25 protein-coding genes and 1 pseudogene are annotated in these 21,364 nt (G+C 58.2%); 22 read left to right on the top strand and 4 right to left on the bottom strand.

Annotation, left to right across the window (positions count from 1 at the left end; translation table 11 throughout):
• Nucleotides 1-2 precede the first annotated feature (2 nt).
• The 5 genes from JWR98_RS18825 (at nucleotide 3) to JWR98_RS18845 (ending at nucleotide 4,701) form a co-directional block, all read left to right on the top strand.
• On the top strand, nucleotides 3-722 hold the full coding sequence (locus JWR98_RS18825) for a TIGR03759 family integrating conjugative element protein (protein ID WP_069787759.1): 720 nt from the start codon (nucleotides 3-5) through the stop codon (nucleotides 720-722).
• Complete coding sequence (locus tag JWR98_RS18830; protein ID WP_069787760.1) at nucleotides 704-1,252, top strand: lysozyme family protein; 549 nt, start codon at nucleotides 704-706, stop codon at nucleotides 1,250-1,252. The genes JWR98_RS18825 and JWR98_RS18830 overlap by 19 nt, the downstream gene beginning before the upstream one ends.
• Nucleotides 1,249-1,764, top strand: a complete 516-nt coding sequence (locus JWR98_RS18835) for an integrating conjugative element protein (RefSeq protein ID WP_205490855.1) — start codon at nucleotides 1,249-1,251, stop codon at nucleotides 1,762-1,764. Before JWR98_RS18830 ends, JWR98_RS18835 begins: the two co-directional genes overlap by 4 nt.
• A 9-nt stretch (nucleotides 1,765-1,773) precedes the next feature.
• Nucleotides 1,774-3,879: a type IV conjugative transfer system coupling protein TraD gene (gene traD / locus JWR98_RS18840; RefSeq protein WP_179028449.1), complete on the top strand. Its 2,106-nt coding sequence runs from the start codon at nucleotides 1,774-1,776 to the stop codon at nucleotides 3,877-3,879.
• A 90-nt stretch (nucleotides 3,880-3,969) separates the two neighbouring features.
• Complete coding sequence (locus tag JWR98_RS18845) at nucleotides 3,970-4,701, top strand: TIGR03747 family integrating conjugative element membrane protein (protein WP_069787763.1); 732 nt, start codon at nucleotides 3,970-3,972, stop codon at nucleotides 4,699-4,701.
• Nucleotides 4,702-4,987: 286 nt separating this feature from the next.
• On the opposite strand, the gene JWR98_RS18850 is transcribed toward JWR98_RS18845, so the two are convergent.
• Nucleotides 4,988-5,359: a histone-like nucleoid-structuring protein, MvaT/MvaU family gene (locus tag JWR98_RS18850; protein WP_069787764.1), complete on the bottom strand. Its 372-nt coding sequence runs from the start codon at nucleotides 5,357-5,359 to the stop codon at nucleotides 4,988-4,990.
• Between the two features lie 307 nt (nucleotides 5,360-5,666).
• Here JWR98_RS18850 and JWR98_RS18855 point away from each other — a divergent pair, with 307 nt between their 5' ends.
• The 10 genes and pseudogenes from JWR98_RS18855 (at nucleotide 5,667) to JWR98_RS18900 (ending at nucleotide 13,528) form a co-directional block, all read left to right on the top strand.
• Nucleotides 5,667-6,002: an integrative conjugative element protein, RAQPRD family gene (locus JWR98_RS18855; protein ID WP_069787765.1), complete on the top strand. Its 336-nt coding sequence runs from the start codon at nucleotides 5,667-5,669 to the stop codon at nucleotides 6,000-6,002.
• Nucleotides 5,999-6,238: a TIGR03758 family integrating conjugative element protein gene (locus JWR98_RS18860; RefSeq protein ID WP_069787766.1), complete on the top strand. Its 240-nt coding sequence runs from the start codon at nucleotides 5,999-6,001 to the stop codon at nucleotides 6,236-6,238. The genes JWR98_RS18855 and JWR98_RS18860 overlap by 4 nt, the downstream gene beginning before the upstream one ends.
• 17 nt (nucleotides 6,239-6,255) lie before the next feature.
• Entirely contained in the window at nucleotides 6,256-6,627 is a 372-nt protein-coding gene (locus JWR98_RS18865) for a TIGR03745 family integrating conjugative element membrane protein (protein WP_069787767.1), read from the top strand.
• A gap of 7 nt (nucleotides 6,628-6,634) precedes the next feature.
• A complete protein-coding gene (locus JWR98_RS18870) occupies nucleotides 6,635-7,048 on the top strand; it encodes a TIGR03750 family conjugal transfer protein (protein WP_069787768.1) in 414 nt (137 codons plus the stop codon).
• Nucleotides 7,045-7,686, top strand: coding sequence for a PFL_4703 family integrating conjugative element protein (locus JWR98_RS18875; RefSeq protein ID WP_069787769.1), 642 nt, complete (start codon nucleotides 7,045-7,047; stop codon nucleotides 7,684-7,686). Before JWR98_RS18870 ends, JWR98_RS18875 begins: the two co-directional genes overlap by 4 nt.
• Nucleotides 7,683-8,495: a TIGR03749 family integrating conjugative element protein gene (locus JWR98_RS18880; protein WP_069787770.1), complete on the top strand. Its 813-nt coding sequence runs from the start codon at nucleotides 7,683-7,685 to the stop codon at nucleotides 8,493-8,495. The genes JWR98_RS18875 and JWR98_RS18880 overlap by 4 nt, the downstream gene beginning before the upstream one ends.
• Complete coding sequence (locus tag JWR98_RS18885; RefSeq protein WP_205490858.1) at nucleotides 8,485-10,002, top strand: TIGR03752 family integrating conjugative element protein; 1,518 nt, start codon at nucleotides 8,485-8,487, stop codon at nucleotides 10,000-10,002. The genes JWR98_RS18880 and JWR98_RS18885 overlap by 11 nt, the downstream gene beginning before the upstream one ends.
• On the top strand, nucleotides 9,965-10,381 hold the full coding sequence (locus JWR98_RS18890) for a TIGR03751 family conjugal transfer lipoprotein (RefSeq protein WP_069787772.1): 417 nt from the start codon (nucleotides 9,965-9,967) through the stop codon (nucleotides 10,379-10,381). The genes JWR98_RS18885 and JWR98_RS18890 overlap by 38 nt, the downstream gene beginning before the upstream one ends.
• A pseudogene (locus tag JWR98_RS18895) lies at nucleotides 10,381-13,130 on the top strand (conjugative transfer ATPase). The gene JWR98_RS18890 and the pseudogene JWR98_RS18895 overlap by 1 nt, the downstream one beginning before the upstream one ends.
• A gap of 125 nt (nucleotides 13,131-13,255) precedes the next feature.
• A complete protein-coding gene (locus tag JWR98_RS18900) occupies nucleotides 13,256-13,528 on the top strand; it encodes an HU family DNA-binding protein (protein ID WP_069787774.1) in 273 nt (90 codons plus the stop codon).
• Between the two features lie 114 nt (nucleotides 13,529-13,642).
• On the opposite strand, the gene JWR98_RS18905 is transcribed toward JWR98_RS18900, so the two are convergent.
• Nucleotides 13,643-13,930: a LasR-specific antiactivator QslA gene (locus JWR98_RS18905; protein ID WP_205490863.1), complete on the bottom strand. Its 288-nt coding sequence runs from the start codon at nucleotides 13,928-13,930 to the stop codon at nucleotides 13,643-13,645.
• Between the two features lie 168 nt (nucleotides 13,931-14,098).
• Between JWR98_RS18905 and JWR98_RS18910 the strand changes: the two genes are divergently transcribed.
• The 5 genes from JWR98_RS18910 (at nucleotide 14,099) to JWR98_RS18930 (ending at nucleotide 18,658) form a co-directional block, all read left to right on the top strand.
• On the top strand, nucleotides 14,099-14,353 hold the full coding sequence (locus JWR98_RS18910) for a helix-turn-helix domain-containing protein (RefSeq protein WP_069787775.1): 255 nt from the start codon (nucleotides 14,099-14,101) through the stop codon (nucleotides 14,351-14,353).
• 105 nt (nucleotides 14,354-14,458) lie between these two features.
• Nucleotides 14,459-15,415, top strand: a complete 957-nt coding sequence (locus JWR98_RS18915) for a TIGR03756 family integrating conjugative element protein (protein ID WP_205490866.1) — start codon at nucleotides 14,459-14,461, stop codon at nucleotides 15,413-15,415.
• Nucleotides 15,412-16,794, top strand: a complete 1,383-nt coding sequence (locus JWR98_RS18920; protein ID WP_205490869.1) for an integrating conjugative element protein — start codon at nucleotides 15,412-15,414, stop codon at nucleotides 16,792-16,794. Before JWR98_RS18915 ends, JWR98_RS18920 begins: the two co-directional genes overlap by 4 nt.
• A 3-nt stretch (nucleotides 16,795-16,797) precedes the next feature.
• A complete protein-coding gene (locus JWR98_RS18925; protein WP_205490870.1) occupies nucleotides 16,798-17,106 on the top strand; it encodes a hypothetical protein in 309 nt (102 codons plus the stop codon).
• A gap of 10 nt (nucleotides 17,107-17,116) precedes the next feature.
• Nucleotides 17,117-18,658 carry a conjugal transfer protein TraG N-terminal domain-containing protein gene (locus JWR98_RS18930; protein ID WP_205490872.1) on the top strand — a complete coding sequence of 514 codons (1,542 nt, stop codon included), beginning with the start codon at nucleotides 17,117-17,119 and terminating at the stop codon, nucleotides 18,656-18,658.
• On the opposite strand, the gene JWR98_RS18935 is transcribed toward JWR98_RS18930, so the two are convergent.
• Nucleotides 18,647-19,045, bottom strand: a complete 399-nt coding sequence (locus JWR98_RS18935; protein WP_205490874.1) for a DUF3742 family protein — start codon at nucleotides 19,043-19,045, stop codon at nucleotides 18,647-18,649. The genes JWR98_RS18930 and JWR98_RS18935 overlap by 12 nt on opposite strands.
• Nucleotides 19,046-19,495: 450 nt before the next feature.
• Here JWR98_RS18935 and JWR98_RS18940 point away from each other — a divergent pair, with 450 nt between their 5' ends.
• Both JWR98_RS18940 and JWR98_RS18945 read left to right on the top strand, forming a co-directional pair.
• Nucleotides 19,496-19,825 carry a hypothetical protein gene (locus JWR98_RS18940; protein WP_205490876.1) on the top strand — a complete coding sequence of 110 codons (330 nt, stop codon included), beginning with the start codon at nucleotides 19,496-19,498 and terminating at the stop codon, nucleotides 19,823-19,825.
• A 112-nt stretch (nucleotides 19,826-19,937) separates the two neighbouring features.
• A complete protein-coding gene (locus tag JWR98_RS18945) occupies nucleotides 19,938-20,900 on the top strand; it encodes an ArdC family protein (protein ID WP_205490878.1) in 963 nt (320 codons plus the stop codon).
• A 134-nt stretch (nucleotides 20,901-21,034) separates the two neighbouring features.
• Here the strand turns inward: JWR98_RS18945 and JWR98_RS18950 are convergent, their stop codons facing one another.
• Nucleotides 21,035-21,229, bottom strand: a complete 195-nt coding sequence (locus tag JWR98_RS18950) for a DUF7740 domain-containing protein (RefSeq protein WP_027912535.1) — start codon at nucleotides 21,227-21,229, stop codon at nucleotides 21,035-21,037.
• Nucleotides 21,230-21,364 lie beyond the last annotated feature (135 nt).

The raw sequence follows: 21,364 nt of genomic DNA on the forward strand, positions 1-21,364 counted from the left end.
TCATGAACAAAGCGCTACTGCCCACCGTTGTCTGTCTCGTTTCGCTACTGAGCACAGGAGCAGCGATGGGCAATCCCATGACGACACCGTCACGAATACAGGACACGCAGTCCGCTCCCCTAGGGCGCTCTCACTCTGAACAGGCGGCAAGCTGGGGTCTGACGGAGCAGGAGTGGACGCGTTTCGAACAGATCCAAGCCAGCCCGCGCGGTTTCTGGAGCCCGAACCTCGATCCGTTGACCGCACTCGGGGTCGAAGCCCAGACCGACCAAGAGCGCCAGCGCTATGCCGAATTACAGGTAGCGCTGGAAGCCAAACGCGCCGAGCGCGAGTTGGCTTACCAAAACGCTTACACCGCGGCATGGACCAAGCTATTTCCCGGGCTGCTGCCGATCCAGGGCATGGCGTCCCCACCCCCTGCCAGCTCATCAGTCATGCCGCGCCAGGCCCTGTTTGTGGAGGACCACTGCCAGGCGTGCACCGACGAAGCGCAGCGTCTGCAAAGCAGCGACACGGCGTTCGATATCTACCTGGTGGGCAGCCAAGGCCAGGATGAACGCGTCCGTAGCTGGGCTCGGCAAGCGGACATCGATCCGGCCAAGGTTCAACACCGGCAGATCACCCTGAACCATGACCGTGGTCGCTGGTTCAGCCTGGGTGCTCCGGGGCCATTGCCTGCCACATTTCAACAGGTGAACGGACAATGGCAACGCCTCGACTGAGTGGTCTTGCGCTCCTGCTGACGATGCTCGCCGCCCAGGCGGACGAACTTCCGCCTCCGGCCTATCAACTGGCGGCGCATAACGCCGGCATCCCTTCGACGGTGCTGTTCGCGATTGCCCAGCAGGAGAGTGGACTCCGCGTCCGTGATCGACTGCTGCCCTGGCCGTGGACCTTGAACATCGCCGGTAATCCTTACCGCTTCGCCACTCGCCAGGCCGCCTGTCACGCCTTGCTTCAGGCGCTCGCCCTGCATGACGCCAAGCGGGTCGATGTCGGTCTTGGACAAACCAACCTGGGTTACCACGGGCAACGTTTTTCCGTTCCCTGCGAAGCCCTCGATCCCTACCGAAATCTCGCCGTAACCGCCGCACTGTTGCAGGAGCATCACGCCGCCACCGGTGATTGGGTCTTGGCTGCCGGGCGCTATCACCGTCCGGCAGGAGGCGCGCCGGCAGCACGCTACCGTGCTGGCTTTTCCCAGAGACTCGAACAACTGCTGATTTCCTTTGAACAGGGCACACCACCATGAAGCGAATCACCATTGCCTGTTATTTCATCCTGCTCTTGGCACCTTTCGCCCAGCCGGAACTGACCGTAGCCGGAGATCAGCCTAGCGACTTCACACACCCCGATTCTCCAGCCATGGGCGTGCCGATAAATAACAGAGTTCAGGCTGATCGGCCCGTGCATGCGGACCTGTCCACGTTTGCCGATGAAACCTGGATACTGCCCGTCCGTAGCTCCCACTTGAGCCCCGGCCAGATCACGTCACGGGCTCTGAGCATGCCGGGCTTACAGCCATTTTTCCTGGTTGGTGACGATCCCCAGTCGCTGACTTGGCTGCGTCAACGCGCTCCTGAACTGCAGGAAATGGGCGCGGCAGGCCTCGCCGTCGAAGTGGTCGATAATGAAGCCCTGGCCCGGATTCGAGCAGTTGCTCCGGGCATCACCATCCTGCCGGTCAACGGTAACGACATCGCCACCCGCCTGCAGATTGAGCACTACCCCGTCTTGATCACTGCCACCTCACTGGTACAGTGAGTCCAGGTCATGGCCGAGCATGCGATGGAGTCCAAGCTCCGGCCAGCGGTGGAGCTGTACACCGTAGCGATCTGCATCGCTGCCGCGGTGTTGTGCGTATACTCGCCCTGGGCTGTGGCCCTGTCACCCGAGATCGGTCGGGTTGCAGCGCTGGCCTATGCCCTGTTCGGCCTGATCCGGCTGCGCCAAGCCAGGGAGGTGTTGCGCTATCGACGCAATATCCGCCGGCTGCCCCGCTACGAACTGACCAGTCGGCAGATTCCGGTTAGCCGTAAGTGGTTGTTCATGGGTCGTGGCTTTCGCTGGAGCCGTCTACACACCCAGCGCTTGGTCGAGGCCCAGGATCCGGCGGTCGCCCACTATGTCGACCAACCGACCAGCTACCGTCTGGCCCGTGGACTCGAACGGCGCCTGGAGCATGCACCGTTTCCACTCTCGATACTGGCCCGTGTCACGGCCTGGGACAGTGCCTTCAATCCGTTGCGTCCTTTGCCCCCGGTAGGTGGCTCGCCACTATTGCATGGGGTCGAGCCCGATGAAACGGAAGTCAGTCTGCCGCTGGGCGAACGAGTCGGACACACCCTGGTACTCGGCACTACCCGTGTAGGCAAGACGCGACTCGCCGAGGTGTACATCACCCAGGACATTCATCGCATCGAACATGAGGTGGTCATCGTCTTCGATCCGAAAGGCGATGCTGAATTGCTCAAACGAATGTATGTCGAAGCCAAACGGGCCGGTCGGGATAAGGAGTTTTATGTTTTCCATCTAGGCTGGCCGGAGATCTCTGCTCGATACAATGCGGTGGGACGCTTCGGGCGTATCTCGGAAGTGGCGTCACGCATCGCCGGGCAGCTCAGCGGCGAAGGTAACTCCGCGGCCTTTCGCGAGTTTGCCTGGCGTTTCGTCAACATCATCGCCCGCGCATTGATCGAGTTGGGTCGACGCCCGGACTACCTGCAGATCCAACGGCATGTGGTCAACATCGACGCACTGTTCATCGAATACGCCCAGCAGTTTTTCGCCAAAACTGACCCGAAGGCGTGGGAAGTGATCGTCCAGCTTGAAGGCAAACTCACCGAGAAAAACATTCCCCGACATATGATCGGGCGCGAAAAGCGTGTCGTGGCCATCGAGCAGTACCTGGCGGTGAAACGGGTATTCGATCCAGTGTTGGATGGACTGCGTTCGGCGGTACGCTATGACCGTACTTACTTCGACAAAATCGTGGCCTCGCTACTGCCGCTGCTGGAGAAACTCACCACAGGCAAGACAGCCCAACTGTTGGCCCCCGACTACACCGATCTGGACGACCCACGGCCGATCTTCGACTGGATGCAGATCATCCGAAAACGCGGGATCGTCTACGTCGGCCTGGATGCGCTGACCGACGCCGAGGTGGCCGCCGCTGTGGGCAACTCCATGTTTGCCGATTTGGTCTCGGTCGCTGGCCACATATACAAACATGGCATTGACCATGGTCTGCCCCAATCGGGTAACAATAGTGACAAGTTGCCGATCAACCTGCACGCCGATGAGTTCAATGAGTTGATGGGCGATGAGTTCATCCCGCTGATCAACAAGGGCGGTGGCGCCGGCATCCAGGTGACGGCCTACACCCAAACCCTGAGCGATATCGAAGCGCGAATCGGCAACCGAGCCAAGGCCGGCCAGGTTATTGGTAACTTCAACACCCTGCAGATACTGCGGGTGCGCGAAACCGCCACTGCGGAACTGCTCACCCAACAGTTGCCCAAGGTTAACGTGCTGACCAAGACCCTGGTGTCGGGTGCCACCGACACCTCCGATCCTGAGGCCAACACGGACTTCACATCCTCCTCGCAAGACCGCGTCAGTAGCACCAGCGTGCCCTTGATCGAGCCGGCTCATATCGTCAGTTTACCCAAGGGGCAAATGTTCTCCTTCCAGACCGGTGGGCAGCTCTGGAAAGTCCGCATGCCGTTGCCAAAACCCTCCAACGACGATGCCATGCCCAAGGACCTGCAGGAGCTCACCCAGCGAATGCGGGCGACCTATAACGCGCAGGCGGGGCAATGGTGGAGCGCAAGCGGTGGCGGCCCAACTACCAACTTCGATCTGGATCAGGCCGGGTAGCCCGCCCCTGCTGCAGGTTTTTGACTCAGCAGAAAACTATCCAGAAGGATCGTGATGGCATCGACTCTGCAACGCACAATGGAGTGAACGATGGCGACTTCCACCCAGAACACGCCGCCACAACCAATCCAGCGCCCAGGATTAATCGTCTCGGTGATTGGCTTGGTTTTACGCATTATTGGTGTACTGATCGCCTCGTTGCTGTTCTCGATCCTGATCGAGTTTGCAGGTTTATTGCTCTTTTGGGGCGATCAGGGCTGGCGGCACAGCCAGGCCATGCTGACCAATGAACTGGGCTGGCTTAGTCAACACTTCAAATCTTCACTCATCCTCCAGCAGCCTGGGCGAACGATCATCCAGATACTGGAATTTCTCAATCAGTGGTTGTTGGTCAAGACCGGCTTTGCAGATTTTGCCCAGCAGGCGCGGGGGCCTAACCATGGCAATGGCTTCTGGGAGTGGATCAACCAGTTCTACGTAACCATTGAGGATTTCATGCTGACGGCTGTGTATGTCACCTTTACCTTCGTGGTGCGCCTTACCATTCTGGTCCTGGCCATCCCCCTGTTTCTGCTGGCCATGTTCACTGGTTTTGTCGATGGACTGATGCGCCGGGACCTACGTAAATTTGGCGCAGGGCGAGAAAGTAGCTTTGTCTACCATCGAGCTAAGCGAGCCGTGATACCACTGCTGATCGTGCCCTGGGTTATCTACTTGTCCCTACCCTTTTCGCTCAATCCCATGGCTGTGTTTTTCCCTTGTGCTGTGATGCTCGGCATCATTACGGCAATCACGGCAACGACATTCAAGAAGTATCTCTGATTCGGAAAAACCAGTTATTCTTTACATGTCCCGATGCCAGGATAGTTATCCTGCGACCCAAAACTGACACACCATACGAATGCAAATAAAACTGCTAGAGGTCGTCTTCGACTCCCATTATGGGTTAGAGCATCAGATGAAATGTAGGCTTCCAAGATTTTGGCGAAATTCAAGGATCTAACCAGCAATTAAACTGGTGCAGGACCGGGTCAAGACTTGCACTCTGGTTTTATCATTCGCACCGATAAAAAAGGGCCCTTACAGGCCCTTGGTCATCAAACTGATCTTACTGAGTACGCCACGAGTCAACAACGTCTGCGCCAAACTCGACTTTCCATTCTTTCAGTTGTCGATGATTTCCTCCCTTGGTTTCGATCACCTCACCCGAGTTTGGATTCTTGTAAATCTTCACTTCGCGAGCCTTACGGATGGCCTTTACGGAGGCAACTATTGGTGCCGAGGTACGACGGCCAGCCTCTGGATCCAGGATGCCAATGATGTTCTTCAAGCTGAAGCCGTACTCGCCAAGCAACGCACGTAGTTTGCTCTCAAATTCCATTTCTTTTTTCAGACCGGAGTCACTTTTCATCGACTCGAGCTCTGCGAGCTGTTCGGCCAGTTGTTGTTCAAGCTTGCGAAATTCAGCCAAACGAGACATGTGAAACTTCCTTCAGGTTAGGGAAATGAGAAGTGAACGCCCCCATACTAAGCGATGATTGACTCTTCGTCACCCATACGCGTTTCAAGCAAAAGTGAATCCACTCATTGCCCTATGAGCAACACATTACTCATGGGGAAGGATTGCTAGACTGGGCTCTCTTTTTCGCCCAATCGATTGCTAGTGTATGTGTGGGTAAGTTTCTTCCGCTCGCCTCCAAAAAAGCGATACATCCCATCTCGCGTTTTATACTGAGTAATTCAACCCCTAACTTGATGCTGGCGCCATCTCCACATGGACCAGTATCATGTCGACTACCGTCTTTCGCTGCTTGTTATTCCTTTCACTGGCCATCGCTCATGGCAGCGGCTATGCCGCATCGACTCATGAACTGGAACAGTTCAGCCTAGTCCAGCAGCAACTCGACACTCTCGAACGCCTTGCGACGCGAGCGGAGGCAGCCCGTACCCTTGAACCAATCGAACGATATCGATTCGACTACCCCCGACTGACCCAGGACATTCAGCGCATCCGCCAAGGGGTGCAGAGCTATCTGTTCCCCTCCCGTGCGCAACCCCGCGACCCCAGTGAACTGGTCGGCGACTACCGCCTCGACACTCCGATTGCAGAGTCCTCGCCATGAGCATGACTGACGCTCAGATCGCAGCGTTCCAAAACGCCGCCGGCTTCGCACCGCAGAGCAGTTCGACGCTGTGGTTGTCCCTAGTTCTCGTCCTGACCTTGCTGTGGTGCGCCTGGGTGATGTGGACGGCTTACCGGGGTTGGGCGAGCGGCAGCGTGCGCTTTGGAGCCTTCGGCGGCAGCGCCGCACGCGTGCTGCTCACCTTGCTGGTTTTGATGTTCTTCACCCTGTCCTAACCCAGGAGATCGCCGCCATGCTCAAGTGCTTTACCCCTCTGAAAAACAGCCTGCGTGATCGTGCGAGCCAGCGCTTGATCGGACTGCTGCTGGTGCTCGGCCCAAGCCTGGCTTTTGCCGAGCTCCCCACCATGGAAGCCCCTTCGCGCGGCGAAGGATCCGGGTTGATCGAGACGATCAAAAACTATGCCTACGACGGCGGCATCCTGCTCGGTCTGCTGATCGCCCTACTCGCTTTCTTGGGGGTGGCGTGGCACTCATTGACCGTCTATGCCGACGTGCAAAACCAGCGCAAGACCTGGAAGGACCTCGGTGCTGTAGTCGGAATCGGAGCTCTGTTGGTGGTGATCATCATCTGGTTCCTGACCAAAGCCGCCGCGATTCTGTGAGATCGATATGAGCGACACTATCGAACGCCTTGCCGACGGCACCTTGGTCTTTTTGCCTGAGCGACTCAATCGTGATCCGGCCGTATTGCGCGGCTTGACCAATGATGAGATGTGGGTAGCACTCGGTACCGGCGCCGTCATTGGCCTGCTGCTGGGCGTTCCTCTGACGATTGCCACCGCCTCCATTGCCGTGGCGCCCACCAGCATGATCGGGGCCATGGCGGTGGTGCTATTTTTCGGTGGCACGCTACTGCGTCGAGCCAAACGGGCCCGGCCAGATACGTGGTTGTACCGCAAGCTCGAATGGATACTGGCCAGTCGTTGGCGCCTGGGTCGTGGGAGCTGGATCCTTCACTCCGGCGCCTGGACGGTTCGCCGTTCGCGTCGGCTGCGCCCTGCTCTGTCGCGGTGGCAACCATGAGTCGCTTTCGAAACAAGGTGGATGCCCAACAGGCTCATATCTTCAGCTTGCGTCTGGCGGTAGTGATCCTTGCCCTGGTCTGTGCCGGGCTCTGGTACGGCTGGCGTTCGGCACCGACCGATCTGACCGTGCATGTACCCCCAGATCTGCGCTCGGGAAGCACGCGCAAGTGGTGGGATATCCCCTCAGAGAATGTGTATGCCTTCGCCCTGTACATCTTTGGCCAACTCAACCGCTGGCCTTCGGATGGCGAACAGGACTACCGCCGCGCTATCTACAGCTTGCAGTCCTACCTGACACCCGCCTGCAAGGCCTTCCTCGACGGCGACTATGAGTACCGCAAGGCCGCCGGCGAGCTGCGCCAGCGGGTACGTGGTGTCTACGAAATTCTGGGCCGAGGCTACAGCGAAGATCCGGAACTCAGGGTCAAGCAACTTGATCGCGATAGCTGGCTGGTCACCCTCGACCTCAACGCCGATGAGTACTACGCGGCCGAACCAGTGAAACGGGTGGTGGTGCGTTATCCATTACGCGTGGTGCGTTTTGATCTGGACCCCGAACGCAATAAGTGGGGGCTGGCACTGGACTGTTATCAGGGCACTCCGCAAAAAATCTCCCTGCCTGGAGGTGAACCATGAAGTGGATGTCTACCCTGGGGCTCACCATCGCACTGATGCTATGGGGAGTTGCAGCACAGGCCGTCGAGTTGATGCGCTGGGAACGCATCCCTCTCGCGGTCCCGCTGTTGATTAATCAGGAGCGTGTGGTCTTTATCGAGGAGGATGTCCGAGTCGGCGTCCCCTCAACTCTGACCGGCAAGCTGCGCGTGCAATCTACCGGCGGCACGCTGTACCTGCGCGCGTCAGAAGCCATTGCACCTACCCGATTACAACTGCAATCGGTCGCGACGGGCGAGATCATCCTGCTGGATATCGCCGCCACGCCTGGCGATCAACCACTCGAGCCCGTGCGTATTATCAAGAATGCTCCGGCGCAGACTACCGAGACGGAACCCAGCACCGTCCTTGTTCCAGAACGTACGCCGATCCCGGTCGCTTTGACGCGCTACGCCGCACAAAGCCTATACGCACCTTTACGTACCGTTGAGCCTCTGCCCGGCATACGTCGCGTCCCGCTCAAGCTGCGCACCGCACTGCCGAACTTGCTGCCGACTGAAAACGTGTCCAGCACGCCCATCGCCGCTTGGCGACTAGGTGATTACTGGGTGACGGCGGTGAAGTTACGCAACCTTGGTTCAGCGACGGTGCAACTCGATCCGCGTCAACTTCAGGCCAAGTTGTTCGCCGCGTCCTTCCAGCATGCTTTCCTCGGGCCTGTCGGCAGCCCTGAAGACACCACGATTGCTTACCTCGTCACCCGCGGTGCCGGCCTCGAACACGCCGTGCTGCTCCCGCCCGTTACACGAGGTGCTGACGATGAAAGCTAACGCCTTGCTCAAATGGCTGGTACCGGCTGTGTTGCTAGGCGTGGTGTTCATCATCCTGAAAACTTGGGTCGCGGGTGGTACCTCGCCTTCGTCGGTAAGTCCGACTGCTCAGGACAACCTCCAGTTATCCGCCGAGCAGGCCAAGTCGCTCGGCATTGCGGGTGACACCCCACGCGACACGGTTGCCACCCTGGTCGGCCAGGTGAAGGCCATGCGCAGCGACATGCTCGGCCTGAAAAAACACAACGATTCGCTGCAGGCGGAGAACAACCGCCTTCGCGAGCGGGAAAACAGCGTCGATTCGCGTATCCAGACGGCACTTGGCAGCGTGACCCAGCAGGTCGACGAAGGCCGCCGCCAAGCCAACGAGGCCCGGCTCAAAGCGGAACAAGACAGTCGTCAGGCTCGCGGTCTGCTGACGCAATTGCAGGATCAGTTGTCGGGGCTGGCTGGCAAGAGCAAGGACATGCCGATTGGATTGGGGCTTGAGCCCGGCGACGGCGCTCAGTTCGAAGGGCGACACTCTGCCAATGATGCGCTGCAGTGGATTGAACCCTCGGATGCTCCGTCCACCGACGCCAGAGGCAAAACCATGACTTCCTCCGCACTGAGCCTGCCTACCGCTTTCAACTCTCTGGACGGCTTGAAAGACAACGCGATTGATCGCAGCCAGAAACAGCTACGTGCAGTTACCAAGGGTGAGCGCGACCTGACGCGATCCGTTGATCGTACCGAAGGCGCGAAGCCGGTCTACACGATCCCCGAAAACGCCACGCTGATGGGCTCGGTCGCCATGACTGCGCTGATCGGCCGGGTCCCGGTGGACGGCACCGTGAATGACCCCTATCCCTTCAAGGTGCTGGTCGGTCCGGAAAACCTGACCGCCAACGGCATCGACCTACCGGACGTCGCGGGGGCCGTGATGAGCGGCACGGCGTCCGGTGACTGGACCCTGTCCTGTGTACGCGGACAGGTCGAGTCAATTACCTTTGTGTTTACCGATGGCACCATCCGCACGGTGCCTCAGCCGAAGGCAGTAGCCAGCCGCAATGCTTCCACCACCCAGAGCTCGAACACCGACAAGATCCGTGGCGGGCTCGGTTATCTGTCCGATCCGTATGGCATTCCTTGCATTGCCGGCGAGCGCCGCTCGAACGCCCAGCAATACCTCGGCAGCCAAAGTCTGATCACGGCAGCTGGCGCAGGTGTCGCTGCCTTGCTAGGAGATGAGCAGAACAACAGCAGTGTGATCAGTTCGGGCGGCAATACGCTCGGGCTTACCAACAGCACAGGCAACAGCGCGCTGAATTCAATTCTCAGTGGTGGGGTCAGCGACATCCGCGAGTGGATCAACAAACTGTATGGCGAGACCTTTGCTGCCGTGTACGTGCCACCGTCCGCCCAAGTCGCGCTACACCTCGACCATGAAATCACCATCGACTACGAGCCCAAGGGCCGGAGCGTTCGCCATGAAAAAGACCATGCTTCTCTGCCTGACTTGGATTAGCTTGCTCTGCTGGGTCCTGACGGGGTGTTCCACCGACAAAGAAACGCTTCTGCCCCATGGCGAGCAAACCATGCTGGACATATGGAACGGCGCCGGTTCGCAAGGCACTCAGCAGCAATTGTTAGATGCTCGGCAGCAGCTACGCCGCCCGTTGGCTCAGACGGATTTCTCCGCGTCTGTCCAGGAACCGTATACGCGCACCGCAGCGAACGAGATCCACAATCTGTTCCCTCGCCTGCCCAATCCCGATCTGGTGCTGTACGTGTATCCGCACTTGAGTGGTACCGAGCAGGCACCGATCCCCGGTTACTCGACCGTCTTTCCGTTCTACCAACGGGTGCAGTACGCATTACCCGGTGAACGCCAGGAAGACTTGTAATGCGTAGCGGCGGTTCGGGTAACCGCACTGGCGCGTGGAAAGCCTGGCGCAACCCATTACGTCCTCGCGCCACGCTGGCCGATGACGCCGCACTCTACGCACACAACCCCAGCTTCACCGATCACCTGCCTTGGGTCGAATACCTCGACACCGAGCAGTGTTTTCTGCTCGATGACAACCGCTCGGTGGGCGCGGTGCTTGAGTTACTGCCCATCGGCACCGAAGGGCGAGAACCCGATTGGTTGATGGCCGCCCGCGATGCCCTTGAGGATGCCTTGCAGGACAGTTTTGATGAGCTGGATCAAACGCCTTGGGTGGCGCAGTTTTTCTGCCTGGACGAAAACGACTTCACTCCCTACCTGACACAGCTCACCGATTATATTCAGGACAGCGCTGGAGGCACGGTCTTCACCGAGACGTATTTGGAGCTCATCCGCCGTCATCTCAAAGCCATCGCCAAGCCCGGTGGCCTGTTCGAGGATAAGGTGGTGACGCGCCTGCCCTGGCGCGGCAACAACCGACGGGTGCGCCTGGTGGTCTATCGCTGGCTTGAGTCTGGCGCCGAGGAGACGGGACTCACCCCGGTACAATCCCTGCAGCAGGCTTGCGAACGTATTGCAGCTTCATTGCAGGCGTGCGGCGTGCAATCGGCACGAGTTGATGGCCGCGGTTTTTATGCCTGGTTATTGCCCTGGTTCAATCCGGCGCCCAGGCTCACCGATGAAGCGCCCGAGGACTTTTACCAACGTATCGCCTATCCGGAGCCTGCTGATGGCGAGTCGCTGGAATTGCCCTTCGATCACGACTTCGCCGAACGGTTGTTCTTCAACGAACCGTGTTCGGATGTGCAACGAGGACTCTGGTACTTCGATGGGCAACCCCATCGGGTCATGGTGGTGGACAAACTGCGACGGGCACCGTCGATTGGTCAACTCACCGGAGAAACCCGTAAGGGTGATGCAGTCAATGCCCTGTTCGACCAGTTACCCGAAGGCACGGTGATGAGTCTGACCTTGGTGGTCAAGCCGCAGGATGTGCTCGAAGACCAGTTAAACCGGTTGGCGCGCAAAGCCATCGGTGAAAACCTGGCCTCGACCCAGACCCGTCAGGATGTCGAAGAGGCTCGTGCGATCATCGGTCGCCAGCACAAGCTATACCGCGGCACCCTGGCGTTCTACGTGCGCAGTCACGATGAACAGCAACTGCACCAGCGCTCGGTCAGCCTGGCCAACGCGCTGTTGGGCGCGGGGCTGCAACCGGTACGCGAAGGCGATGAAGTCGCCGCCTGCAACAGCTACCTGCGTTGGTTGCCGATGGCCTATAACCCGGCCCGCGACACACGCAACTGGTACACCCGCCTGATGTTCGCCCAGCACCTGGCGAACCTCGTCCCGGTGTGGGGCCGAAGCACCGGCACCGGCCACCCGGGCATCACCCTGTTCAACCGCGGCGGCTCGCTATTGAGCTTCGACCCGTTATCACGCCTGGACCGGGCCATGAACGGGCATCTGCTGTTATTCGGCCGACCGGTGCCGGCAAGTCGGCCACCCTGGTCACCCTGCTGATGCAGGTCATGGCGGTGTACCGCCCTCGCCTGTTTATCGTCGAAGCAGGCAATTCGTTTGGTTTGCAGGGCGACTACTTCGCAACGCAGGGCCTCTCGGTCAATAAGGTCCAATTAAAACCTGGCGCCTCGGTCAGTCTCGCACCGTTCGCCGACGCTTGGCGCCTGGTCGAGCAGCCGGATCAGGTAGCGAGTCTGTCTGTCGATGAGCTGGACGATGAGGTGGTAACCAGTCGCGAAGACCAACGTGATGTGCTCGGCGAATTGGAGATCACCGCCCGGCTGATGATCACTGGCGGCGAGGCCAAGGAAGAGGCGCGCCTGAGCCGGGCCGATCGCAGCCTGATCCGTGAGTGCATTCTCGATGCGGCGCAGACTTGCGTCACCACGGCCCGCCAGGTACTGACCCGCGACGTGCGTGACGCCTTGCTGCGCGTCGCTGCTGACCCGCATTTGCCAGAGAAGCGTCGCGAGCGTGCCCAGGAAATGGGCGAGTCCATCGACCTGTTTTGCCAGGATTTTGAGGGCGAATTGTTCGATCGCGAGGGCACGCCTTGGCCCGAGAGCGATGTGACCATTGTCGATCTGGCCACTTACGCTCGCGAAGGCTATGAGGCACAGATGTCCATCAGCTACATCAGCCTGATGAACACCGTGAACAACCTTGCCGAGCGCGACCAGTACCTTGGACGGCCGATCATTATGGTCACCGACGAAGGCCATATCATCACAAAGAACCCGCTGCTGGCGCCATTCGTGGTCAAGGGCACGAAGATGTGGCGCAAGCTCGGCGCTTGGTTCTGGCTGGCGACGCAAAACCTTGCCGACTTTCCCTCTGCCGCGCAGACCATGCTCAACATGATCGAATGGTGGATTTGTTTGAACATGCCGCCCGCGGAAATCGAAGAGATCGCACGGTTCAAGAAACTCACGCCGTCACAGAAAGCTTTGTTGCTCTCCACCAGTAAGGAGCCTGGGAAATACACTGAGGGGGTCGTGCTGTCGAAAAAACTCGAAACGCTGTTTCGAGCCGTGCCACCCAGCCTTTACCTCGCTCTTGCCATGACGGAGCCCGAGGAAAAAGCCGAGCGCTGGAGGTTGATGCAGGAGAACGGTTGCTCGGAGTTGGAAGCGGCTTTCCAGGTAGCTGAGCGTATTGACCAGTCCCGAGGAATCGGGACATAAGGAAAGATTTTGAGCCCATATGGCGTTACATCTGCGCAGGGCTGGAGGGCGGTTTTGTGCTGGATATGTCCGAACTATCTGAGTAGATTACTCGTCGACACTCAGCCAAGCGGAAGGAGTCACCCATGGATAAAAACGATCTAATCGAGGCCATAGCGAGCTCCGCCGACCTCCCGAAGTCTGCCGCCGGGCGCGCACTGGATGCACTCACAACCATCATATCCACTGCGTTGAAAGGCGGTGAGGACGTCACCTTGGTGGGATTTGGTACCTTTGCAGTGAAAGCGCGTGCAGCGCGCGACGGACGTAACCCTCAAACGGGTGCCATCATCAAGATCGCAGCCTCGAACACGCCTAGTTTCAAAGCCGGTAAATCGCTGAAAGACGCGGTTAACTAGACGCTGGTGGCGATTACCCAATACCAACTCTGCGAGAGCCTTGGTATTGGGCTTCGGCAGCCGAAACGCTGGCTGAACTCTGGCAACCTTCAAACTAGGTGTTTGAACGCGTCTTTAGCGACGTTTCTTTCTGCTTTGATTTGGGCTGGGTGGCACACTGCTTAGCCGCTGCTGAATCCTCAACAAAAATCCAGCTTCAAAAGCATCCTGGCAGTCACCAGCAGGAAAGGTTTTGCGCTTTTGTGCCAATTCCCACCACAGTGGAATCTCGCCGGACGTATCAAGCCAAGCTTGGGCGCATTGCACGCCACGTTCGATCATTGGGGCAAATTCGTTGCCCCAAGGTGTCAGAAGACTCAAGCAACCATCCGCCGCAGGAATTGAAACGTAGTTTTCGTCCATACACACCCTAGATTTCTAATTTATTGTTAAACGCGCAGTCCAGCCTCGAAATCTTAACGACACCAAATGAGCGCTCGATAACAGGCAAGGGCATAAAATAGCCTAGATCAATACCAATGTAGACTATATCCCGTGGATTGAGAGTCCCTCAAGGCGCAATTTGCGCGCATGACTCAAGACTTTGAACAGCTCCGTCTGCAGTTGGCGGAAAACATCCGCTTGATGCGACGCGTGAAAAACCTTACCCAAGAGCAATTGGCGCTCATGGCCGAGCTGGATCGTACCTACGTCAGTCAAATCGAACGATGCACGGCCAATCCGTCGCTGCTGGTCCTATGCAAACTCGCCAATATTTTCGAAGTGACCGCAGATCAGCTACTTGTAGAACCCGATATCCTACGCAGCACCCTTCACGTCAAATAATAGTCTCTCGTCTCACAAATCCGACAGATCCACCTTCATAATTCCCACTGACAGTCTTCACTCCCTAACCGAACCTGCCCAGGCCATACACCGAGAGCCTGGATCATGCCCGTTGCCTGCTCGTCCATTCCGCCCACAAAGCTACGGCCATTGGCGCTGAGCGTGCTGCTGGCGTGCGGCCCAAGCATGGCGCTGGACACCGGCAGCATTACGTCCTCTGCGCTTTCGCCAAGCTGTCTCGAATATAGGGTCATCGGTATTTGTTTCTGGCTCCTTTGTACCCCCTTCGGCTGCACGGTCAAAACCTCAACGAAGGTTCGTCATTTCATTCCTGAATTGGTGGTTTCGAGCTATGCCACCACCGGCAGCAATCCCTGGACCGAGATGGCCTCCCTCTCCTCTCCCATCAGCGGTGCGGAAGGTGGCGGTAACCTGATCACTCCGAATACCCAACGCGATAATCTTCCTCGTTTCAAAAACGTTGATGCCATCGGTCATCCGGGTGGATGGGCTGCCACGCAACTGGCCTCGCAATCCGGCTACGCCTGCGCCAGCGGCGCCACTGCGCTCATGCCCTATTACCTGAGCACTTTGGACTCACTGGCCTGGCGTCATGGCATCCCTGAAAGCCTTTACCCCGAGTCACTCATGCCGGGAATTCGTGAAATCGGTCGTCAGGTCTCGGGGAGCACGTGGGGCAACGTCTATCCCCGTCAGGGCTTTCTGGTACAGCCCGACGATTTCAAAGCCGCCGCAGTCATGGCGCAGCGGGCGGGTGATTTCATTACTCGCAACTGGCAGCCACATGTGTACTTACCGCTCACACCCGCACCACGCGAGGGTTACTGGCCGCCCGGCCCGATCGTTGAAAATGACGCTTCGACCCACAAATGGCAATTGCTCTACCCTCTGGTTCAACCCACGTGCGCCATCTTTCCCAGCGGTCCTGTGCAGAGCGCGGATGGCGGCTATGCCTGGTCGCTGTGGCGTCCCTATAGCTGCTGTAAGCGTGAGGGACAGACCTTCCTGTTCAGCATCGACTTCGAAGGTGGTACGTCATGAGTCGACTTCTCGCAGGACCATGGTTGGGCGCGATGAGTCTGTTGTTCTTTGGACTGCTCGCCATGGCCACGCATGCCCATGCCGTCGAAGGCGATTACCGCCTGGGCACTCAAGGCGAAGTGCTCGACGACCGGGTGATGTACACCATCGGTGGCGGCTCGGCAGCGGGCTCACCAAGTTCGCTCTATCGCCCCAACGGGCTCGGTGTCGGCGCTTCATGGCGAGCGAACATGATGTGTGGAAACATGAGCCTCACCAACACCCTGCAAAACCAGCTGAACGGCGCCACCGAAGGCTTCCAGCAGATCATGGGCAGCATCGTACAGAACGCGACCCAAGCCGTGATGTCGCTGCCGGCGTTGATCATCCAGCGCGCCAACCCCGGTCTCTATGAGTTGCTGAGTAACGGGGTGATGCAGGGGCGTATCGACTTCGACCGCTCCAAACTGACTTGCCAGGCCATGGCCGAAAAAATGGCGGACAAGGTCGGTCAAGCCGGCTGGGGCGCGCTGGCCAAGAACCAAGAAATGCAAGGCAATCTGGAGCAAACCGGCGGTGATGCGGTGGCCGCGGTGAAAAACACCGAGGCCCATAACGGCAACAATGGGGTGTCCTGGGTTGGTGGCTCAAAGGCCGGAGGTAACGGACAGACGCCCATTAGGGTGACTTCCGACGTGGTGCGCGCCGGCTATAACCTGCTGCATAACCGGTCGGTGGATGACAACTCCTCGATTAGTAGCAGCGACTGCTTAGGCGGGGCTATTTGTCAGACCTGGGCTTCACCCCAGGAGGAATCCCAATGGGCCGTTCGGGTATTGGGTGAAAGCGAAGTCGCGACCTGCGATACCTGCGAAACCCTGCGTGCGACCGCGGGCAATGGGTTGACGCCGCTGATCCAGGAGGCCTACAGCGAACGCCTCCAGGCCCTGCAAGGGCTGCTGTCGGGTTCACTACCGCCTACCCCAGACAACCTGGCGAAAGCCTCCAGCCCGATGCTGCCGGTCACCCGCGGTGTGATCGAAGCCCTGCGCGACGATCCTGATCAGGAACTCCTGGCGCGGCGCCTGGCCAGTGAGACGGCCCTGTCCAGCGTGCTCGACAAAGCGCTCCTGCTATTGCGCACGCTGCTGGCAGGCAGCCACGAACCGAACATCGCTTCCGCTGAGCCGGCTCAGACCGCCTTGACGAAAAACATCGACGTTCTGGAGCGCGAAATACGCCTGTTGCAGACCGAGTTGCAGGTCCGGCAGATGCTGGCCACCAATACTGCCAGCCTGGTGCTTGATCGGCATGCCGGAGGTGCTGATGCGTCGCGCACCGTCGAGCAAGGCGACCCTGAGCCGGGCCGACTCAATGATGCTGACACCAGGCGTAAGTGAGCCATGAAACGCTCACCGCTATTCCCTCTGCTTTCAGGTCTGGGGATTGCCGCGCTGATGATCCTGACCGCCGCACTGGTGGCCTGGATCGGCCGTACTGCGCCGGGTAGTTTCGAGGCCTGGCAGCAGACATTCGAATCCATGCGGCCCTATTTGCGGTGGTGGCGTGCCCTGCTCCACGGCACCGTTTTTGTGCTCTGGTGGGATCTGCTGCGGCGTTATAAACATCAGCCACAAGATCGACTGCGAGTGAAACGTATCGGGGTATTAGGGCTCGCGCTCTTTACCTGCGTCGAACTCACCCGATTGTGAGGCCACTACCATGCTCATGAGCACCAACAGCTACCTGGAGTTTTACCTCTCGCTGCTGGCCTGGATCATCAACAACGGTATCTGGGACGTCCTGTCCGATACTGGTCTGTTCGCCGCCCCCTTTGGTGCAATCATCTTGCAAGAATGGTTGTCGGCCCGCCAGCAAGGCGCGGATGAAGGCAACAAGGGATTGCTCTCTGTACCGCGGATAGAGAACCGGCTGTGGCTGGCCTACATCGTCGTCTTGTTCGGCTGCGCGCCGGTCTTTCCGTTGAACCTTACCTCTATGGCGTTCGACGATGCAGCGAGCCAACGCTGCGGTGTCAGCGTGGCCAAGCCAACGGAAACCGCCTGGGGTATCACTTTCAACACCATCGGCGAACGCTCTGCCAACGTGCCGATCTGGTGGTTTCTGGTGCATGCCTTTAGCAAAGGCATAGCCGCGGCGGCCACCGCTTCCATTCCCTGCGTACCGGATATCCGGCAGATGCGCATGGAGATCGACAGTTCACGCATCGATAACCAGGTATTGCTGCAGGAAGTCGCCGACTTTACTCGCGACTGCTATGGCTATTCTCGTTCTCGGCTTTTCACCAATCGTCCGCAGTTGGACAAGGCGCAAAGTCGTGACGCGTCCTGGATCGGCTCACACTATTTTCTCGACACACCGGGTTACTACGACACCGACCGCTCACGGACACCACGAGTCAGTTGGCCCTATGATGAAACCCGCGATGTTTCCTTGCCACGGCCGGAAAATGGCGCGGGCTACCCCACTTGCAAACAGTGGTGGAACGACAGCGGTGTCGGGTTGCGAGAGCGTTTGATCGAGCAAGTCGATCCTTCGCTGCTGACTCAACTGAAAGGCTGGTTGACTGGCCGCTCAAGCAGCGAGGTCGAGGATGCCACCCTGCGCGAACTGGTCAGTCCGCGCCAGCAATCGATGTCCATGTCGCCCGGACAGGTGTACCAGGACTATGGCTCCAGTGCTCGCGGCGGCTCGATCAATCAGGGGCTCAATAACCTGGCTACCAACACCGGGCTGGCCCTCGGGTCCTTCAGCAACTTCCCCGCAATGAATGCATTACGCGCCGCCCTGCCCATGGTGCAAGCGTTCCTGATCATGGGCGTCATCATCAGCTTGCCACTGATCCTACTCGTCAGTACCTACCAGCTAAAAACCGTCATGACGGTCACGTTCGCGCTGTTCACGCTGCACATGCTGACCTTCTGGTGGGAGTTAGCCCGCTGGGTCGACTCCAGCATGCTCGATACCTTGTACAACCAAGTGTCGGCGTCCAATCAGGTGCTGCTGTCGCTGCCCACATCCGGCTTTATGGACGGAACCGTCACGGCGCAGGTGATTGAGTATGTGATGGGGGCGATGTTCATCGTACTGCCGATGCTATTCCTTGGAGCTATGAGCTGGACGGGATATGCAGTAGGAAACGGGATTCAAGGCATGTTGGCGAACGGCAGCAAAGCAGCAAGTGATTCAGCAAGCAAAGGTACGGATCAAATAGTGGGGGCGGCTAGCCGCTCAATTAGATGATTTGCTGTCGCCGATGTGATGCCCGTTATCGTCGAAGTCACCGATTTGGAGGTCGGCACCAAAGTAGTCTGGCCCGGGCGCCGCCTCTTTAATATCCGCATCAATGGCAGCCTTGGACACCAGAAGCCCAATCACAGCGAGCATCGTCACCACAGACGCGACCAGCCAGAAACCGATAAAGAGCAACCCAAGGATGAATGCCAGCTTCGTAATTAGAAAGGTCCCGCGAACCAATAGCCCAGCCGCAGGCATACCTGTCGCTACCGCACGTTTAGCCACACGAGATTCGAATCCTTTCAACCTGCGATAAACACGTTTTACCGACATACCGCATGCATATGCCCAGCGGTGTGCGCGGGAGATTTGAAGTGGCTGCTGAGCCGGCATGATTGCGCCCTCTTCTAAGCGTGTTCCTGTGGCAATCGAGATTACAGACTACTACTGAAAACCACCCATGCTTAACCGTTTATCAGCTTGCTCGGTCAAAAAACTCTTCACTGGAAGACAGAAGACGCAGCTCGTGCACCAGCGCCTCTATGGCCGTTGACCCATCCATATCATCCAGCTACATAGAGGGTACGGATCGCTGTTATCGACAGCACCTTCCCAGATAGCCAGAGCCTTCAAGGCTACGTCACTTCGGTGATGGTTCCCCCCAAGTGCGATTAGCGTTCGGTGGCTCGCACGGTCACGTTTCACGGTGATGAACGCCTACTGCTCTCCCGAGCGTCTTTCGAGCTCGGCTCGTCCCAACCCTCTTGCTTGTCTTCAACCCGCCGCGGGGAAATTCTTTCCCCTATGGGACAGGTTTCTACGCGCTTTCAAGGGAGGCACACCATGTCCGACTCACTCACAAGCGAAGCACTGAACACTCTGCGCTTGCCCGTTGTGTTCACTCCAGACGCGTGGCAACACGCAGTATTGCTCGGTGGTTCAAGTCATCCTGAAAAGCTGCAGCTCGATCAGCTGAGCAATGTGGTACGCGCAGCCTTCAAAGCTCACCTGGCCGATCCAAACGCACCCTGCGTGGTGTTCGAGGTAGGCAAAGTTGCCTCAGCACGTGATGAGAGTCATGAACCGTTGCTGCAACTGAGCCTCAGCCTGCTTCAGGCACCGGACCAGCCTGACGCCTTATTGATAGCGCTTGCAGAAGAGCATCAACGCTGAACGCATACACACTCAGACTGCGCGCAGTCCTGCATCAATCCAACCCAACACCCACCGGGGAACCCCTCCCCGACGGGCAAGGCGTTCCTCCGTTTTTCTCGAGGAAAATGCCATGCGTAATATCTATCAAGACGTGACTGACAAAATTGTTGCCGCGTTAGACCAAGGCGTAGCCCCCTGGATCAAACCCTGGTCCTCAAGTGGCTCAACTGACGTCGCTCATCACCAGCCCTATCCCGTCAACGCCATCACGCAGCGTCCCTATTCGGGCATCAATTTACCGTTGCTCTGGGCCGAGGCCAGGTTGCAGGGGTTCACTCAAGATCGTTGGCTGACCTTCAATCAAGCCAAAAAAGCGGGTGGGCACATCCGTAAGGGTGAGCACAGCACCCTGGCGGTGCTCTACAAGCAGATGGAGCGCGAGGAACAGACCGAGTCAGGCCAACCCGTACTTGATGAACATGGTCAGCCCAAGGTCGCTCACTTCGGTATTCTCAGGACGCATTTTCTGTTCAACATCGAGCAAGCGGAGGGGCTCGAAACGCTCAACGAAACTTTGCTCGAGACGGAACCGAGCGATCCCTTCTTCCCCAACGCTGCTGCGGAAAGTTTGTTGCTAAGTTCGGGCGCAAATATCATTCATCGATTTGCCGACGAAGCCTTTTACCACCCGATCAGGGATCTCATCCAACTGCCGACAAAAGCGCAGTTTCACGACCAAGGTGGATACTACGCCACCGCGCTTCACGAGCTGACACACTGGACCGGACACCACTCTCGATTGCAGCGTGAGGGTGTGACCTCACCTTGCCCATTCGGCTCGCCAGCCTATGCATTTGAAGAGTTGATCGCCGAAATGGGCGCCGCTTTTTTATGTGCATATGCCGGCATCCAGGGAGAGCTTCGGCACGAGGGCTACATCGACTCCTGGCTCAGCCTGCTCAAGGCTGACAATCGCGCCATCTTCCGCGCCAGTGGCCAGGCCCGATGCGCCTCGGAGTATGTGCTCAACCTGCGGCAGCAACGGAAGCAGACGGTAATAGATGACTCGCGATGCATGAACGATGGAGCTTGATCGTCACCTCACCGCTGCAAATGCTTCATAGGGTCCAACACGAGTTGGACCCTTTTTCTATGCCCAGAAAAACCCCCACACTGCGGAGTTCTGACGCAAAGAACATGAGGTAATCCCGTAACCCCAGTACGCCGTTACGTATCCAGATTCTCAGCCAGGTAATCCACCAGCTCGAGTGGACTTCGGCTGTCGATCACCTTGTAGATCAGATCACGTTTGCTGCGCGGTAGCTTCTTGACCACGCTCTTCGCCGAGGCCCTGACGGCTTCGTCTGTTCCATGGATACGTGCCGCGAGCAGCAGTATGAGCGTGGCGTCAGTGAGGTTCATGGCAAGACCCGATAAAATTCGCACCGCAGTGTACCGACACTTTCCTTTTTCGTACCAGCATGCGCTTCCAACAAAACGGCACCAGGACAAATCGATATTCCTATTGCCGCACAAACGGAAACGCGCCAAAAGGAT

This window comes from Pseudomonas lactucae, from assembly GCF_016937615.1.
In the GTDB taxonomy this organism is placed as follows: Bacteria; Pseudomonadota; Gammaproteobacteria; order Pseudomonadales; family Pseudomonadaceae; genus Aquipseudomonas; species Aquipseudomonas lactucae.

Bases quoted from the DNA above. Each gene is read 5' to 3' on its own strand.
- JWR98_RS18825 (WP_069787759.1), top strand. From the start codon at position 3: ATGAACAAAGCGCTACTGCCCACCGTTGTCTGTCTCGTTTCGCTACTG.
- JWR98_RS18830 (WP_069787760.1), top strand. From the start codon at position 704: ATGGCAACGCCTCGACTGAGTGGTCTTGCGCTCCTGCTGACGATGCTC.
- JWR98_RS18835 (WP_205490855.1), top strand. From the start codon at position 1,249: ATGAAGCGAATCACCATTGCCTGTTATTTCATCCTGCTCTTGGCACCT.
- traD (WP_179028449.1), top strand. From the start codon at position 1,774: ATGGCCGAGCATGCGATGGAGTCCAAGCTCCGGCCAGCGGTGGAGCTG.
- JWR98_RS18845 (WP_069787763.1), top strand. From the start codon at position 3,970: ATGGCGACTTCCACCCAGAACACGCCGCCACAACCAATCCAGCGCCCA.
- JWR98_RS18850 (WP_069787764.1), bottom strand. From the start codon at position 5,359: ATGTCTCGTTTGGCTGAATTTCGCAAGCTTGAACAACAACTGGCCGAA.
- JWR98_RS18855 (WP_069787765.1), top strand. From the start codon at position 5,667: ATGTCGACTACCGTCTTTCGCTGCTTGTTATTCCTTTCACTGGCCATC.
- JWR98_RS18860 (WP_069787766.1), top strand. From the start codon at position 5,999: ATGAGCATGACTGACGCTCAGATCGCAGCGTTCCAAAACGCCGCCGGC.
- JWR98_RS18865 (WP_069787767.1), top strand. From the start codon at position 6,256: ATGCTCAAGTGCTTTACCCCTCTGAAAAACAGCCTGCGTGATCGTGCG.
- JWR98_RS18870 (WP_069787768.1), top strand. From the start codon at position 6,635: ATGAGCGACACTATCGAACGCCTTGCCGACGGCACCTTGGTCTTTTTG.
- JWR98_RS18875 (WP_069787769.1), top strand. From the start codon at position 7,045: ATGAGTCGCTTTCGAAACAAGGTGGATGCCCAACAGGCTCATATCTTC.
- JWR98_RS18880 (WP_069787770.1), top strand. From the start codon at position 7,683: ATGAAGTGGATGTCTACCCTGGGGCTCACCATCGCACTGATGCTATGG.
- JWR98_RS18885 (WP_205490858.1), top strand. From the start codon at position 8,485: ATGAAAGCTAACGCCTTGCTCAAATGGCTGGTACCGGCTGTGTTGCTA.
- JWR98_RS18890 (WP_069787772.1), top strand. From the start codon at position 9,965: ATGAAAAAGACCATGCTTCTCTGCCTGACTTGGATTAGCTTGCTCTGC.
- JWR98_RS18900 (WP_069787774.1), top strand. From the start codon at position 13,256: ATGGATAAAAACGATCTAATCGAGGCCATAGCGAGCTCCGCCGACCTC.
- JWR98_RS18905 (WP_205490863.1), bottom strand. From the start codon at position 13,930: ATGGACGAAAACTACGTTTCAATTCCTGCGGCGGATGGTTGCTTGAGT.
- JWR98_RS18910 (WP_069787775.1), top strand. From the start codon at position 14,099: ATGACTCAAGACTTTGAACAGCTCCGTCTGCAGTTGGCGGAAAACATC.
- JWR98_RS18915 (WP_205490866.1), top strand. From the start codon at position 14,459: ATGCCCGTTGCCTGCTCGTCCATTCCGCCCACAAAGCTACGGCCATTG.
- JWR98_RS18920 (WP_205490869.1), top strand. From the start codon at position 15,412: ATGAGTCGACTTCTCGCAGGACCATGGTTGGGCGCGATGAGTCTGTTG.
- JWR98_RS18925 (WP_205490870.1), top strand. From the start codon at position 16,798: ATGAAACGCTCACCGCTATTCCCTCTGCTTTCAGGTCTGGGGATTGCC.
- JWR98_RS18930 (WP_205490872.1), top strand. From the start codon at position 17,117: ATGCTCATGAGCACCAACAGCTACCTGGAGTTTTACCTCTCGCTGCTG.
- JWR98_RS18935 (WP_205490874.1), bottom strand. From the start codon at position 19,045: ATGCCGGCTCAGCAGCCACTTCAAATCTCCCGCGCACACCGCTGGGCA.
- JWR98_RS18940 (WP_205490876.1), top strand. From the start codon at position 19,496: ATGTCCGACTCACTCACAAGCGAAGCACTGAACACTCTGCGCTTGCCC.
- JWR98_RS18945 (WP_205490878.1), top strand. From the start codon at position 19,938: ATGCGTAATATCTATCAAGACGTGACTGACAAAATTGTTGCCGCGTTA.
- JWR98_RS18950 (WP_027912535.1), bottom strand. From the start codon at position 21,229: ATGAACCTCACTGACGCCACGCTCATACTGCTGCTCGCGGCACGTATC.